This window comes from Prosthecobacter sp., from assembly GCF_020439865.1.
Classification (GTDB): domain Bacteria; phylum Verrucomicrobiota; class Verrucomicrobiia; order Verrucomicrobiales; family Verrucomicrobiaceae; genus Prosthecobacter.
Genome location: NZ_JAGRPF010000010.1, coordinates 1 through 15,994 on the forward strand (window position 1 = coordinate 1; position 15,994 = coordinate 15,994).

At 59.3% G+C, this 15,994-nt stretch carries 12 protein-coding genes and 1 tRNA gene; 5 read left to right on the plus strand and 8 right to left on the minus strand.

Translation table 11 applies throughout. The annotated features are described in order from the left end of the window. Positions 1-230: hypothetical protein (locus KDL09_RS00730; RefSeq protein WP_294380305.1), on the plus strand; the 230-nt coding region annotated here is incomplete at its 5' end. 12 nt (positions 231-242) lie between these two features. On the opposite strand, the gene KDL09_RS00735 is transcribed toward KDL09_RS00730, so the two are convergent. The 8 genes from KDL09_RS00735 to KDL09_RS00770 all read right to left on the minus strand — a co-directional run bounded on the left by KDL09_RS00735 (position 243) and on the right by KDL09_RS00770 (position 8,885). Further along, on the minus strand, positions 243-2,561 hold the full coding sequence (locus tag KDL09_RS00735) for a CHAT domain-containing protein (RefSeq protein WP_294380307.1): 2,319 nt from the start codon (positions 2,559-2,561) through the stop codon (positions 243-245). 83 nt (positions 2,562-2,644) lie between these two features. Next, positions 2,645-4,552 (minus strand): ShlB/FhaC/HecB family hemolysin secretion/activation protein, encoded by a 1,908-nt coding sequence (locus tag KDL09_RS00740; protein ID WP_294380309.1) that lies wholly within the window; start codon positions 4,550-4,552, stop codon positions 2,645-2,647. Positions 4,553-5,151: 599 nt separating this feature from the next. Then, a tRNA-Phe gene (locus tag KDL09_RS00745) sits at positions 5,152-5,224 on the minus strand. Positions 5,225-5,308: 84 nt separating this feature from the next. Continuing rightward, positions 5,309-5,683, minus strand: coding sequence for a DUF423 domain-containing protein (locus KDL09_RS00750; RefSeq protein WP_294380311.1), 375 nt, complete (start codon positions 5,681-5,683; stop codon positions 5,309-5,311). A gap of 28 nt (positions 5,684-5,711) precedes the next feature. After that, positions 5,712-7,202 (minus strand): DUF1501 domain-containing protein, encoded by a 1,491-nt coding sequence (locus tag KDL09_RS00755; RefSeq protein ID WP_294380313.1) that lies wholly within the window; start codon positions 7,200-7,202, stop codon positions 5,712-5,714. A 29-nt stretch (positions 7,203-7,231) separates the two neighbouring features. Continuing rightward, on the minus strand, positions 7,232-7,900 hold the full coding sequence (locus KDL09_RS00760; RefSeq protein ID WP_294380315.1) for a phosphoribosylanthranilate isomerase: 669 nt from the start codon (positions 7,898-7,900) through the stop codon (positions 7,232-7,234). After that, entirely contained in the window at positions 7,890-8,348 is a 459-nt protein-coding gene (locus KDL09_RS00765) for a hypothetical protein (RefSeq protein ID WP_294380317.1), read from the minus strand. Before KDL09_RS00765 ends, KDL09_RS00760 begins: the two co-directional genes overlap by 11 nt. Before the next feature lie 9 nt (positions 8,349-8,357). Beyond that, the gene (locus KDL09_RS00770) at positions 8,358-8,885 is read right to left on the minus strand and encodes a hypothetical protein (protein ID WP_294380319.1); all 528 of its coding nucleotides are present in this window, start codon (positions 8,883-8,885) and stop codon (positions 8,358-8,360) included. 135 nt (positions 8,886-9,020) lie between these two features. Between KDL09_RS00770 and KDL09_RS00775 the strand changes: the two genes are divergently transcribed. From KDL09_RS00775 to KDL09_RS00790, 4 genes are all read left to right on the plus strand, one after another. Next, positions 9,021-10,220 carry a serpin family protein gene (locus tag KDL09_RS00775; protein ID WP_294380321.1) on the plus strand — a complete coding sequence of 400 codons (1,200 nt, stop codon included), beginning with the start codon at positions 9,021-9,023 and terminating at the stop codon, positions 10,218-10,220. A gap of 10 nt (positions 10,221-10,230) precedes the next feature. Then, positions 10,231-11,718: an amidase gene (locus KDL09_RS00780; RefSeq protein ID WP_294380323.1), complete on the plus strand. Its 1,488-nt coding sequence runs from the start codon at positions 10,231-10,233 to the stop codon at positions 11,716-11,718. Positions 11,719-11,826: 108 nt separating this feature from the next. Further along, positions 11,827-15,024, plus strand: a complete 3,198-nt coding sequence (locus KDL09_RS00785) for a DUF1553 domain-containing protein (RefSeq protein WP_294380326.1) — start codon at positions 11,827-11,829, stop codon at positions 15,022-15,024. Positions 15,025-15,038: 14 nt separating this feature from the next. After that, positions 15,039-15,994 (plus strand): DUF1501 domain-containing protein (locus KDL09_RS00790; protein WP_294380329.1); only part of this gene is annotated, 956 nt, incomplete at its 3' end.

The following is a 15,994-nucleotide window of genomic DNA, read 5'->3' on the forward strand; positions in this document are numbered from 1 at the left end:
CCTTTGGCGGTGTGACCAACCCGGACGGCAGCTACAGCTACAACGGCATCACCTACCAGGTGGAATGGTCGGACAACCTGCTTGGCTGGAGCAGCGCGGGCATCGAGGTCATCCGCAGCGAGGCTGATGCGTCGCTGCCCTCCGGCTACCGCCGTGTCACCGTGCGCGGTCCTCATCCGCTCTCCACCCATCCCAAGCAGTTCATGCGTGTCAGGGTGACCGCCCCGTGAGGTAACCCCCACTCAAAGCCAGTTCCCAATGAGCAGGTACGGTGCCCAGTAGCCAGGGTGGTTGAAGCGCAGGTCTTTAAGCACGGCGATCTGGGCCTGGCGCAGGGCCTCAGATTTGGTCATGGTGCCATCCTTGAAAAGACGACGGTAAAAGTCAGTCATCAGACGGCTGGTGACTTCATCACTGACATACCAGAGGCTGGCGAGCGCGGCGCGGGCTCCGCATTTCACAGCCACACCTGCAAGACCGAGAGCGGCACGATCATCTCCCGCAGCCGTCTTGCAGGCACTGAGACAGAGCAGTTCCACTGGTGTGCCCTCATACTGACGGGGTCGGATCATGGATTCGAGCTCATTGAGATGGATCCGGTCGTCGAACGTCAGAACGAAGGTGTCCGCGCTGTCGTCTTTGAACTCGCCGTGTGATGCCACATGCATGATGCGAAAGGCGTTGTTGGTCACTTGATCGGTGAAAGGCTGTTTGAGAAAGGCCTTGTCCTGCATGACATGAACCTTTAGCACACCGGAGATACCCGCGACTTCGCGACTGACCGCAGGCAAAGCAGGAAAACCCTGCACGGCCTGAGTGAGCGCGCCGAGCAACAGTTGCGTGTCCGGCCCACGAGTGACCGGACTGGGATCGGTCAACGTCAGTCCCGGGGTGACGGCAATTCCGAAGCGCTCGATGAGAAAGGTCTCGCCATCATGCAGTGCCGCCATTGGCACGAGACGAAGGGCTCCATCTGGCACGAAGACGAGCGTCTTCACCTTCAACTCGTGCATGCGTGCCTCGATAGGCAGAATCAGCGCATCGTTCAGTTCCTTCGCGGTGAGCATGCAGTCGAAACTTCCCAAGGTCTCCAACTCACGCCGCCAACGCGTGGCTTTGAGTTCCAATTCGACATCAGTGATTGGTGATCGGAAGCGTTCGGTTCGCCCCCCATGACTGACGAGTATCTCGGTCCGATCAGCGAACGGCAAGGCATAGACGACGGCGGCATCACCGGTGTCGAGACGGCTCACGTCCTTGTCCTTCTCACGCAGAAGGTTCAAGCAGGCGTCCTGAAAATAATCGACCAGTTCCGCCGACTTCAGTTCCTCCACAATGCCGCGTGCCTGGGCGTAAATCGATTGCAGTTTTTCATCATCCTCGAAGCCATTGGCAGTGGCGAGCACAAGGTCGGCATGCTCAAAGAACATGGCACCCACGGCCTCGCGAAAGGTTAGCCCCAGATTACGGTTGCCATAGCCAACGGCGATATCATGACGCACCCGCGTCAGTGCCGACGACGCTCGTTCATAGGCGTTTAGAGCGTCCATGGGCCTCTGCGCTGCCACCATCAGGCGACCGCGCTGCCACTCCCAGCGAAAGAGATCCTCCATCACGCCCTGTTCATCGGCCGTCCGCAATGCGGCTTCGTTGAGCTTCATGGCCTCGTCTAGCCGGCCAGACTCACGATACACCTCAGCCATCATGCCGAGGCCCTGAGACAAGAGTGGCTTCACATCCAGTTTCTGCGCCAGTCTAAGAGCCGCAGACAGATTCTCAAAAGTGTGCTGTTTCGTTTTGTGCTCCGGCGCATACGGGGAACGACCGAGAGCCTTCCACACTTCCCCGACGGTCAGAAGGCAGAGGACTTGATCAAATCCAGGCTCCAGTCCCGCCGCCGCCTGTTCGGCAGATGCGGCATCCTTGACGGACACGACAAAGAGCGCGTTCTGCTCGGCTTCCACATCGTCAGCGAAGGGATCATCCTCGCCAAGCACACGCTGCATCTGCCACTTGCGACTCCACTCATTGAGTGATGCAAGCGCTTTGTTCATGAGTGCGCGGGCGTGCAGTCCTGGCATTTGCAGCGCCGAGGCCTCCGAGGCACCGCTCTCAAAGTTCTCGCGTGCCTGCGGCCACTCCCCGCGGGCGGCATGAAAGATGCCCAGATCATTGTGCAGCCAGGCGACAGACTTCCGATCCTTCCTGCCTCGTGCCTCAGTCAGACTTTCCGTGAGGTGCTTCTCGGCCGATTCGGTCTTCAAGGCAAAGGTGCTGACCGTACCAGCTAAGCCGACAATCTGGCTGCGAAGCTGTGGTGACTTCTCCGCACTCACACAGGCCAGAGCCCGATCCAATGCGTCGTAAGCGAGTTTGTAGTTTCCCAGATGATGGCAGCAGAGGGCGTAGTTGTAGAGAGAAGCTGCCTCGCGTGCGGGCTTTGCCTGCAGTTTGAACAGATCGGCGGCCTCGATGAACTTGTCAGCCGCGTCCAAGTGGCCTCCATTCATCACCTCGGTTTGAGCAGCATGAAAGAGTTCCTCAGGCGAAGAGCCCGCCATGGCACAAGGCACGGCCACAAATAGCAGCACCGCAAGCAGCGATCTGATCACACTGGCAGCCATGTGTGATCTATGCGTCATAATTAAAACCCATTCCATCGGATGCTGAAGTGAATGCCATTGTCCTGTAAATCGGGATGCCCGCTGCGTTGAGTCCGGTGAAAGGATCGTCCCCAGTATAACTGTGCGTCGGCACGCTGCGAGAGCTGAACCAAAAGGCCCAGTCCCGCACTGCCCACCCACTGCCGGTCTTTGGGCTCCCACTTTCCATTCGGCTGCTGCGTAAGCATCCAGCCTGCTCCATAATCCACAAACGGAGCCAGATAGACAGCCGTACGCCCCCCTTCACGCTGCCAGACCGGCACGCGCACTTCCGTGGAAATAAATCCACCCCAGTCACGAACAAGCTGATTCTCTCGCACGCCTCGCACCGTGTTGCTCCCTCCAATGCTCATTTGCTCGAGTGACAAGAGAGGGCTGTCACTCCACTGGGCAGCGCCCCGTAATATTAACTGGGCTCCACCATGTCCCAAACGACGAATCCACTGACCATTCAACTGCCACGACTTAAAACTCGCATCCCGGCCAGTGCCGTCATGCGTGCCATTCATCCCCATGCTCAGTGTGTTTCGGATCGCCAACACATGCTGCCGACTCCGGCTGATGTATTCTTGATACCATCGAAGTGTCGTTTGCTCCGCCTCACCATTCACTGCCCCGGGCGTGATCGAAAACGGCATGCCAAATAACTCGGTCTTGCTGTGCCGATAGTCCAGCGTGATTCCGGTGGCTAGTTCGCGCTTGGTGTTTCGCAGCAATCGCCAACGCAGCGTGCCGCGTGCCGACTCCGTGCTGCCCTCGATGTTCAAAGGAGCCAAGCTGTCTTCAATCACCGCATAATTGATCCTCTGGGCAGACAACTCCACCTGAGTGTGCCACCACGGAAGCTCAATGGCGTACTGTGCCGCCATGTCATTGCCGTTGAAAAACTTAGGATCACCAAAGCCGCGCTGCAGCAGACCAATTCGCAGATCCAGCGTGTCGCTGAAGCCCGTGAGATTCGTCGTACCCAGCCACGTAGTGATCTGCTCCGCCCCGATGCTGGGCGACCTTCGATTGTGAATCTCCACCCCTCCATAAACACTTCGACGTTCGGGAACGATCACGTCCAGATAGGCCTCCCCAGGTCGGATGCCAGGTTTCACCTGAGCGTTGATCTGGCGAATATTTGGATTGCGCTGCAGAAGCTGCAGTTGCTCGCGTAAGTCTGCCATGTTGAGAACACCATGCAGACTCTCGCTCATCTGGCTATTCAGATAGGTCTCCCGAAGACGTGCATGGTCGTTCCACTGGATCCGCGTCAACCGCCCCTCCACCAGCCGAAAAGTCACGATTCCCCCCTGGATTTGCTGATCAGGCAGAACCGCGCCCGAAGTGACATACTCATGCTGCAAATAATGAGCCGTTAGCGCCCCGCGCATGGCCTCCAGATCCTCGTTTGTCAATTCGACCTGATCCAAAAGCGGTTTTATGACGCCTCGCAACTCCCGATCAGAGAAGACGGTGTTGCCCACGAAACGAACCTCTCTAACCACAACCTTTGGCTCGTCCATCCCTGACTGGTTCTGCCCACCAAACCAATCAAGAAGCCCAGGCAAACGGAACATCTCTGGGGCTGGGAACACCTTCACGCTAGACATCGGCGGGATCGGCAGATCAACCGGTGGAAACAACGGAACCAGAGGCATCTGTCCGGTTTTGGGTATAACCGAAGGAAGCAGCGGATTCTCTGCCGCCAATTCAGAGGATTTTCCCTTCTTTTTTTCTTCCTCCCGCTTCGAAGGCACCAGAAAGTCCACGCCCAAAGACTCAATCGGCGGCAATGGAAGTACCTCCTCGTCAATCTTCTCCGGTCCGGCCGCTGACTGCGCAAACACCCCAACGGCACTCGTCGCGGCAAGAGTGGTCAATCGTTGGAGCCAGCGGATCATCAGGTGCATTTCTCTCAGACTAGTTACCTAAACGCAACACTAGGTTGGACACTTTAAGTCTTGTAACTTGGAGGTTGGGGACTGTGCTTCTCAGTCCATAAGAGCGTATAGGACGCTCAGTCCGAATCAGCCAAGTTGTCCCCGATGATACTCGAAGTGACAGCGGGAATCGTCGACTGGGAGCAAGACAATTGGCAATGGCGGACCGACTTGCCCGGCCGACATCCCGCATTCTACTGCCGCCCTTGCAGCCGATGCGACTACCGCGCCACATCCTTGTTCGTGTCAATTCATCAATCTTGCTTCGCCCGCACCAGTCGCACAGGAATCTCTCCCACTCCCAACACCACTCGTCTATCCTCGCGTTAATGCCCGCCGACAGTCCCGACCTCCACAGTTCCAGACGGAACTCGGCATAATACTCCCGCTATTACGATCGGGAGGTGTCTGGATCAACAAAAGGCATCGAAAGAAACAAGCGATTCGCGCAACTTGCCAACTGCCACTAAAACGGTTGAAGTTTACGTTGAATTCCAACCCGCAAAAAAGCAGCGCATCGCGCTGCATCACAGTAAAATCAAGGCTTCCAGCCTCAAAGGTGGCTCGGGACGGAATCGAACCGCCGACACGGGGATTTTCAATCCCCTGCTCTACCGACTGAGCTACCGAGCCTCTGACTTGAAGGGCCGCTATTGGAGCATGCTTCAATCCTGGCGCAACGTGTTTTTCGTCTGCTGCGCAGATTGAGCAGGTCTCTTATTTTCCCTTCGCAGACATCGCTACGAAAACCCAGCCTGCCATGAAGCTCAAACCGCCGAGGGGCGTAATGGCCCCGAGCCATTTGGTTCCGGTGTAGGCAAGCACGTAGAGCGAGCCGCTGAACAGTAGAATGCCCATGAGAAACAGGCGCCATGCCCAGACCATTGGGGGTTTGGTGCTGGCAAACAGCGTCAGCAGCAGCAGCACAACGGCGTGAGGCAGGTGATACTGAACCGCCGTCTCCCAGTGCCCGAGTTCGCCAGCAGCCACCAGTTTGTCATGAACCCCACCATGTGCTCCGGACGCACCGAGCACGATGGCGAGGAAGCCCATCAGGGCGGAAAGGCGAAGACGAAAGGGATCAGGCTGCATGGCGGCCGATGTTTAACCCGCGCAGAGCCTAAATCCACTCTTTGATCACCCGGCCCGTCACATCCGTCAGGCGGAAATCCCGTCCTTGGAAACGATGGGTGAGGCGCAAATGGTCGAAACCGAACTGATTGAGCAGCGTGGCGTGGAAGTCGTGCAGATCGACTGGATCACGCACGATGCTCCAGCCGATTTCATCGGTTTCACCGAAGATCTGCCCCCCTTTGATGCCGCCACCGGCTGCGAGCATGGTGAAGGCAAAGGGATGATGATCGCGACCCGTGGCATTCGGATTCCCACCGCGATTTTCCCCCAGCGGTGTGCGGCCGAACTCGCTGCCGAACACGACCATCGTGTCGTCCAACAGGCCGCGCTGCTTGAGATCGGTGAGCAGCGCCGCAATCGGCTGATCCGCCATGCCTGCGTTGTAAGAGAGTTCGTTGTTCAGATTGCTGTGATGATCCCAGCTCGCGTGCATGATGCTGACAAAACGCACCCCGCGCTCGACCAGACGGCGCGCGAGCAGGCAGTTCGTAGCAAAGGCCTTGTACTGACCAGGACCACCACCGCGCGTGGCCTTGATCGGCGGATCGGCGCGATCCACGCCATACATCTCCCGCGTCTGAGCGCTCTCGTCCTTCAGATCGATCAATTCGGGCGCCGAGGCCTGCATGCGAAAAGCGAGTTCATAGGCCGCAATGCGGCTGGCGATTTCGGGATCACGCAAATGCTCAAAGCGGCTTTGATTAAGTTCCATCAGCGTATCCAGTCCTTTGCGCTGAAGACTCATCGGGACACCGGGCGGGTTCTTCAGGTTGAGCACAGGCTCGCCTTGATTGCGAAACAGCACGCCTGCGTACGAACTCGGCAAAAACCCGCTCTGCCACAGTGACGCCCCGCCGCTGGTGCCACGGCCAGCGCTCAGCACGACGTAACCGGGCAAATTGCGCGACATGCTGCCAAGACCGTAGTTGAGCCACGAGCCCACTGTCGGCAGTCCAAACTGCGCACGGCCGCAGTGCAGGACTAGCTGGCCCGGATGATGATTGAACTGATCCGTGTGCAGGCTGCGGATCATGAGCCAGTCGTCCGCGTGTTTCGCCATGTGCGGCAGCAGATCGCTGAAGTCCATGCCGCACTGGCCGTGTTTGGCAAACTTGCGCGGGCTTCCCATGAGCTTCGCAGTCTCCTTGCGGATGAAGGCGAAGCGTACGTTCTTTGTCATGCTGTCTGGCAGCGACTGACCGTTCAATTCGTTGAGCTTTGGCTTCGGATCAAAGAGATCCATCTGGCTCGGGCCACCTTCCATGAAGATGAAGATGCAGTTCTTCGCCTTCGCCGGAAAATGCGGTGCGCGCGGCGTGAGCGGATCTTGAACAGGTTCTGCTCCCAGCGCCGTGGCAGGCGAGATCAGGCCCTGCTCTGTCAGCAGCGCGCCCAGAGCCAGCGCACCGATGCCATTGGCGCTTGTGGCGAGAAATTCTCGGCGCTTCTGCAGAAGCTGTTGTTCGACCGGATGCATGCTTTCATAACGCGGCGTGCCCCGCCTTACTAACAGTCTTCACTTTCCGACCATCCCGCACGCGCCTCGGCAATGAACCGCGCCACATGCACGAGATCTTTGACGCCGGGCTGTGATTCGACACCACTGGCCACATCAACCGCGACGGGCCGGGTTTGCTTCACGGCCATGCGCACGTTGTCCGCGTTCAAACCGCCGGAAAGAAGGATCTTCTTCGTGGGAAACATCTCGCGGGCTTTCACTGCCAGTTCCCAAGGGAAAGCATGCCCGCCGCCGCCGTAGGTGCCGGGATTGTAGGCGTCGAGCAGAATTGCCTCGCAGGGAAAATCGCCGATTTGCGCGAGGGAAGCTGCATCGCGCACTTGCAGTGCCTTGATCACGTTTGCACCGCGCTTCATGAGACGTTCGACATCCTGGGGCGTTTCGTCACCGTGCAACTGCAGGGCTTGAAACAGCCCGCTGGAAATCGCGGCATCGAGCAGCGCGTCATCAGGATTCACCAAGACAGCCACCAAGGCATGTTTCGCAGCAATGCCCATCAATCCGTCCGTAGCGACCGACAATGGCATGTGCCGCTTTGATTTGGGCCAGAGATTGATGCCCACCGCATCTGCTCCGAGCGCAAAAAGATCCGCCGCCTGGGCGGGCTGCGTGATGCCGCAGATTTTGACGCTTTGACGATGAGGATCAGGAAACATGTGGAGACAACGGCGGGAATGCCAGCCCCTGACGTTCGGGAAGCAGCGACGCCGTCAGGGAAAGCAGAACATCAAGCTTCGGCGGCAGCGGCATGCTGCCGCGCACACGCACATCCCGCTGCATCTCCTGAAAACGCATCGCATCCGAAGGGCGAATGAGAAAGATCACCGGAGGCGCCGTGTGTGAGCCGGTGTGCACCAGCGGGTAAGCCTTGCTGAGCAGGCGGTCGAGCATGTCCCCGGTCATGTCAGGCAGCGGCAGGGAAAACAGGAAGAGCGAGTACTCGCGCTTCAGGGCCATTTCAAAGGCTCGCTCGCCGCTCGGCGCGTCATCCACCTCGCAGACGCGGAACGCCATCAGCGCCTCGCGAATCACTCGACGAAAGGGCAGACTCTCCTCCGCCAGCAAGACCCGCGGCACGGCAGAAGCGACCGGTTCAGACATCATGGAAAACCTTCAGCTTTCCGGGTAAACCGCCACAGCCATGACGCCCTCGCTGGGCAGCCAGCCAACGACCTCGACGCGCTTAAGCGGCTTGGTCGACGATCCCATTCCTTTGCGCACCGTCTCCAAAACTTTCTTCTGCGTGTCCTCGGTGACGGTGGATCCAAACAGACCGGCCAGATCAGACAGTACCGGAGCAGGCGCGCTCACGCCTCCCACCGTCGTCACAGGCGTGCGTGTCTGACCACAAGCGAGAATTGCTTCACGGATCGCCTCAGGCGTCATCGAGCCTGAGACCACAACCAAACGACGCAACCGCGTCTCCGCCGTCGGAGCTTGGACAATGGAGGGAGCAACCGCTGCCGTGGTTCCGCTTACCGGCGGCTTGATCGACTTGGAGGGCTTCAGGAACCCCCTTGGACCGTCAGAATGGAAGGAAGGCGACGCTCCCAGCGCCTGCGGCAACGCCGGTTCCTCCGCACTCAGCAGAGCGGCAGAACCTAACAACACAGCGGTCAGACGAAAGACGGGGAATTTCACGAAGGGCCGGTTTTTTATCATGTCGGCCCAAAACTGACAATCATAAAGATTGGAAAGGCCGAGTTCGCCTTAGACGGGCGTCAGGGCAGCAATCCATCCTTGCCGGGCAGGTGCTGCCTTGATTAGGATTCCCTCATGCGCCCATACCTGCTGATCCTGCTCATGGTTGTGCACAGTCATGCAGAGCAGCCCCAACTGGCGGCAAAGGCAGCCAATGAGCACGCCTTCGAGTTGTTCCAGCTTTTCCGTCCGATGACGGAGGGAAACTTCTGCTTTTCTCCATTCAGTTCTCATCAGATGGCCACCCTGCTGATGACGGCAGCGGACGGTGACAGCCGCAAGGAACTCGCAGCGCTCGCCCATCTGCAGGGCGGAACGGACAAGGAGATCGAGGACCTAGGCGCCATGCGCGCCGCGCTGGCGGCCACAGTCAGACGCGGCTCCCTGACCATGGAAATGACGAACTCACTCTGGGCGGCCAATTCGTCCGCCTTTGAGCCCGGCTTTCTTTCCTCCTCCCAGACTGTGTTTGGAGCCTCACTGCAAAAACTGCCCGCCGGAAGCGCCACCGCCTCGGCTGCAGCTGTGAATCTTTGGGTGCGTGAAAAAACACGGGGACGCATTCCTCAGATTGTGGGCCCTTCTTCTTTCCTTGACCCGGCAAAGTCCGTCGTTGCGGTGAACACCCTCTTCCTCAAAGGCCGCTGGCAAAACCCCTTTGAACTGGAGAAAACCAAGCCACGTGATTTTCAGACTCCTGAAAAAGGAACCGTCATAGTGCCGATGATGATGCAGTTCGCAGAGTCGCCCGTTTACGCAGAGTCTGAATCGTGGCAATACATCGCGATGCCCATGACCGACCACGAGGTCCGCATGTTGATACTGCTGCCACGCAATGAAGCCGCCCGCAAAAAAATCGAAGCCGGGCTCACTCAGCAGAGCTGGAATTCGCTGCACAGCCATTTCGTCGACTGCGATGTAAACCTGATGCTGCCGAGATTTGGCTACAGCACGCAGCTGAGCCTGAAGGCGCTCTGGCACACACTGGGAGTGAAGACCCTTTTTCAATCAGGCTCAGCCAACCTTTCCAAAGGACTGCCAAGAGGCGGTTACTTCATCAGCGACGTCGCGCATGAAGCCATGATCGAGGTCAATGAACTCGGAGCAGAAGCCTCCGCCGCCACATTGGCCCCAGCGGATCCATTTGGCGATGCACCACAAACCACGCCCAAACGACGAGTGGTCAGCTTTGTTGCCAACCGCCCTTTCATCTGGGCTTTGCAACATGACACCACCGGATTGATCCTTTTCATGGGTCGCTATGCAGGCACCTGACTCATCCCCCATGACCCGTCGCCGCCTGCTCCAAACCGCTGCCGCAGCAGCCGCGCTGCCCGCCTCCTGCGAAAAACAGCGCTTACCTCTTCCGGACTTTTCGACACTCACAGATCTCTCCACGATGCTCAGGGCCGGACAGACCGCGCCTTCACATCTGATGGACCACTTTCTCGAACGCATCGCGCGATTCGACCGAGCGGGTCCAAAAGTAAATGCCGTCCTCGAACTGAACCCTCACGCGAGATCCGCGACGGTTCACTGCGAGGCAGGTCCCCTTCACGGCCTGCCCATCCTGATCAAGGACAACATCGAAACTGCCGATGCGATGCAGACGACCGCCGGTTCGCTGGCGTTGCGGAATCACAAACCGAAACACGATGCCGCCCTGGTCAAACGGTTGCGCGATGCCGGAGCGATCCTGCTCGGCAAAACCAATCTGAGCGAGTGGGCGAACATCCGCTCGCCGAATTCCACCAGTGGTTGGAGCGCGCGAGGAGGTCTCACACGCAATCCGCACAAGCTCACGCACAGCGCCAGCGGTTCCAGCTCGGGCTCCGCAGTGGCCGTGGCAGCAGGACTGGCTCCGGCGGCAATCGGCACAGAGACGAACGGCTCCATCGTCAGTCCAGCCAGTGCCTGCGGCATCGTTGGGTTCAAGCCGACCGTCGGATTGATCGATGGCACGGGCATCATCCCGATCACGCATCATCAGGACACGGCCGGCCCAATGACGCTGACCGTTCGCGATGCAGCGCTGCTGATGAGTGTTCTGGCCGATGGCTTCGAACCCAGCTTGCCATCGGACGCGTTGAAAGGCGCACGCCTCGGCGTACTGCGAGGTCAAAGCGGCAAGCACCCACAGGTGCTCGCGCTGTTTGAACAATCCTTGGAAAAAATGCGCGAAGCCGGCGCCATCATCATCGACAACGTCGAACTCCCGAAAGCCCGCGAAGCGGGAGGCCTGTCGTTCAAAGCGATGCTGATCGAACTGCGGGCCGATTTGAACGCCTATCTTGAACAACGAGATGGCGATGTGCGATCGCTGGCCGACCTGATTGCCTTCAACGAACAGCATCGCGAAGTCGAGATGCCGCACTTCGGTCAGGAGTTTTTCGAGCAGGCTGAAAAGTTCGGCACGCTGGAGATCATCGCAGCCGGTGAAGAAGCCCGCGCACTCGCCCGCCGGCTGGCCGGACCGGAAGGTATCGACGCCGCGCTTCACGCGCACGATCTCGACGCGCTCATCTGCCCCACCAACGATCCCGCAGGCGTGATCGATTTGAAGAGAGGCGATGCGCATGGCCGTGTCGCCAGCACACCGGCGGCTGTGGCCGGATATCCGCATCTTACGGTGCCCATGGGTTTCGTGGACGACCTGCCGGTCGGCTTTTCGTTCATGGGCAGTGGCGGGTCGGATACGCACATTCTTTCCCTTGGCCACGCCTTCGAACTCATCACTCAGGCGCGTCGTCCACCGGCCTTGGTTGCCGGATAAGGCACAATTTTTGCCAATATCCGGACTGCCTTTCTCGAAACAACGGCCCATCTCGGCCCGTAGGCACAAACATACAGGTCCAGAGCATTTTCATACCACCCAGCAACCATGCAATCTTTCCAGTTCAACCTCCTGGCTTTCCTTGCCCTCGGCATGGCCGTTCAGGCGCAGCCCGTCGGTTTCAACAAGGACATTCGACCGATTCTGGCGGACGCCTGCTTCCACTGCCACGGCCCCGATCCGGGAACGCGCAAGGCCGGTCTGCGACTCGACACGGAAGCAGGTTTCTTCACGGCAAAGGAAGGTGAAGAGCCCACAGTCATCAAAGGCCAGCCGGACAAGAGCAGCCTGTTCCAGCGCCTGATCACGAAGGACGAAGATGATGTCATGCCGCCGCCGGAGTCCCACAAGGATCTCAAGCCGGATCAGATTGCGATGATCAAAACGTGGATCGAGCAAGGCGCACCCTGGCAGCCGCATTGGTCGCTCATCCCACCGCAAAAGCCTGCGGCACCAGCGGTCAAAGACGAGTCGTGGGTCAAAACACCCATCGACCGCTTCGTGCTCGCAAAGCTCGATGCTGCCGGCCTAACGCCTGCACCGGAGGCAGACGCACGCACGCTGGTGCGGCGCATCGCCTTGGACATCACCGGCCTCCCACCATCTCCTGAGTTACTCGCACGCTACTGTCCGACCAGTCAGACAGGTCCGACCCGTCTGACCGACGCGCAGGTTTCCGAACTCATCGACGAGCTTATGAAATCACCCGCCTACGGCGAACATCGCGCCCGCTACTGGCTCGATGCCGCGCGTTACGGCGACACTCATGGCATGCACTTCGACAACTACCGCGAGATGTGGCCCTACCGCGATTGGGTGGTGAAGGCGTTCAATCGCAACGAGCCCTTCGACCAGTTCACCGTCGAGCAGATCGCCGGTGATTTGTTGCCAAACCGCACCGAGGACCAGCTCATCGCCACCGGCTTCCAACGCTGCAACATCACCACCAATGAAGGCGGCACGATCGACGAGGAAAACCTCGCCAACTACGCGGTAGATCGCGTGCAGACGATGGGCTGGGTTTACTTCGGCCTGACCACCAACTGCGGCCAGTGCCACGACCACAAGTTCGACCCCTTCACGCAGCACGACTTCTATTCGCTCGCCGCATTCTTCCGCAATACGACGCAAGGTGCCAAGGATGGCAACGTGAAGGACGGCCGCGGTCCCATTCTCGTGATCCCTTCCGAGCAGGACAAACCGCGTTGGGACAAGCTGCCCGCTGAAATCGCGGATGCCACGAAGCTGCGCGACGAACGCCGCAAGACCGCAGGCAAAGATTTCAATCAATGGCTCGCCTCGGCCAAGCCCGAGCACCTCGATCAAGACGTGCCAACGAAGGGCCTGCAGGTGCATTTGCCGCTCAACGAAGGCGTCGGCAACGAAGTCGCCAATGTGTGTGGCACCGCGTCCAAAGTCACCGCCACCGGTCAGATCTCATGGACGCCCGGCGGCAAGCTCGGCCCCGCGCCTGTCATCAAACCGGGCAGCACCTTTGAAGTGAGCGATGCAGGCGATTTCGAACTGAATCAGAAGTTCAGCTACGGCGCGTGGGTCAAAGCCGGTCGCAACGGTGTCTTCGGCGCCATCATGTCGCGCATGGACGAGAAGAATGGCTATCGCGGCTGGGACCTCTGGCAGAATGACCGCGGCCTGTCCGTCCACATCATCGACAAGTGGACCGAAAATGCCATGAAGGTCAGCACCCGCGACGCCGCGCTCAAACCCGGCGAATGGCAGCACGTTTTCGTCACTTACAACGGCAGCGGCAAGGCCAACGGCATCAAGATTTTCGTCAACGGCGTCGAGCAAAAGCGGCTCATCGTGAACACGAACACGATCAAGCCGAAGGCCAGCATCCGCACCAAGGTGCCGCTCAAGATCGGTCAGCGCAGCGAAGGGCAATACTTCACCGATGGCTCAATTCAGGATGCCCGCGTGTATGACCGCCAACTCTCAGAAGCAGAGATCAAAACGCTCGCCGATGTCGGACCGCTGCGTGCCATCCTCGCCGCTGCGAGCGACAAGCGCACACCGCAGCAGCGCAACGCGCTCTTTGCCCACTACCTCGCCACCCGCGATGCCGAATGGCAGAAGTTTGACGGCCTGATGAAGAAACTCGAAGCCGAGAAGGAAACCATCAAGGGCCGCAGCCCGATCACCCACATTCAAGAAGAGGTCATGAACGTCGCGCCGATGGCGAACATCCTCATGCGCGGACAGTATGACAAAGTTGGCGAACGCGTTGAGGCCGCCGTTCCTGCTTCACTTGGCAAGCTGCCATCGAATGCGCCGAAGAACCGCCTCGGCCTCGCGCAGTGGGTGGTGAGCAAAGACAACCCGCTCACCGCACGCGTTACCGTGAACCGCTTCTGGCAGGAAGTCTTCGGCCAGGGCATCGTGAAGACACCGGAAGACTTCGGCATCATGGGAGCCGCTCCGAGTCATCCCGAACTGCTCGACTGGCTCGCTGTCGAATTCCGCGATGGCGGCTGGGACGTGAAGAAACTCTTCAAGCTCATGCTCACCAGCGCCGCCTATCGCCAGAGCGCAGTCGCCACGCCCGAGAAGCTCGACAAAGACCGCGACAACTCGTTGCTCAGCCGCGGCCCGCGTTTCCGCATGGACGCCGAAATGCTGCGCGACTACGCACTCGCCGCCAGCGGATTGCTCTCCCACAAGATGGGCGGCCCCAGCGTGAAACCTTACCAGCCCGAAGGCATCTGGGACGTCGTCGGTCTGCCGAACGGCGACACGCGCAACTACGTGCAGGACAAGGGAGAAAACCTCTACCGCCGCACCTTCTACACCTTCTGGAAACGCATGGCCCCGCCGCCGAACATGGAGGTCTTCAACGCGCCCAGCCGCGAAGTCTGCACCGTCCGCCGCGAACGCACCAACACGCCGCTCCAGGCCCTCGTGACGATGAACGACCCGCAGTTCGTCGAAGCCGCCCGCAAGCTTGCCGAGAAAGCCCTCGAATGCGGCTGCAACGACGACGCCAAAGCCCTCGCCTTCATCGCTGAGCGCATCCTCTGCCGTCCGCTCACGGAAAAGGAAAAGCCGCTGGTCGATGCTAGCCTCGCCGATCTTCGCAAACACTACACCGCGAATGCCGCCGATGCCGAAGCTCTCCTCAAAGTCGGTGAATCCCCTGTCGATGCCAAACTGCCAAAACCCGAACTCGCCGCATGGACGATGCTCACGAACGAGCTCTTCAATCTGGATGAAGTGCTGAACAAATAAACTCCTTCAAGATCATGAACCTCTTCCAAGAAGCCAACGCCCTGACTCGTCGTCGTTTCTTCACCAACGGCTCTCATCTCCTCGGTGGAGCCGCGTTGAGTTCGCTGTTCTGCCAGTCGCTGCAGGCGGCAATGTCGCACAAGGCCAGCGGTCCGCATTTTGCACCGAAGGCCAAACGCGTGATCTACCTGCACATGGTCGGCGGCCCTTCGCAGATCGATCTCTTCGACTACAAGCCGGAGATGCAGAAGTGGTATGACAAGGATCTGCCCGACAGCGTGCGTCAGGGCCAGCGTCTCACCACGATGACCAGCGGTCAGGCGCGCTTCCCCATCGCGCCGTCAAAGTTTCAGTTCAGCGCGGCGGGCCAGTGCGGGATGATGATGAACACCGAGCTGCTGCCGAACCTCGCGAAGAAGGCCGATGAAATCTGCTGGATGCGCTCGCTGCACACCGAGGCGATCAATCACGAACCGGCGATCACCGCGATGCAGACCGGCAATCAAATCACCGGTCGTCCCTGCCTCGGTTCCTGGGCCTCGTATGGCCTCGGTTCGGCCAATGAAAACCTGCCCACCTTCGTCGTGCTCGTCGCCACGCCGACCAACCGCGAGCAGGAACAGGCCATCTCCGCACGCCTGTGGAGCAGCGGTTATCTGCCCGGCGAACACGCCGGCGTGTCCTTCCGCAGCAAGGGCGATCCCATTCTCTACATCAACAATCCGCCCGGCGTGCCCGACAGCGTGCGCAAGCGCACCATCGATGGCCTCAACGCGCTCAACGAACTCAACTACCAGCAGTTCGCCGATCCCGAGACCGCCACGCGCATCCAGCAGTATGAGATGGCCTTCCGCATGCAGGCCAGCGTGCCGGAACTCACCGATCTGAGCAAGGAGTCCGAGGCCACGATGAAGCTCTATGGCGACGACGTGCGGAAACCCGGCTCCTTTGCCAACAGTGTGCTCATGGC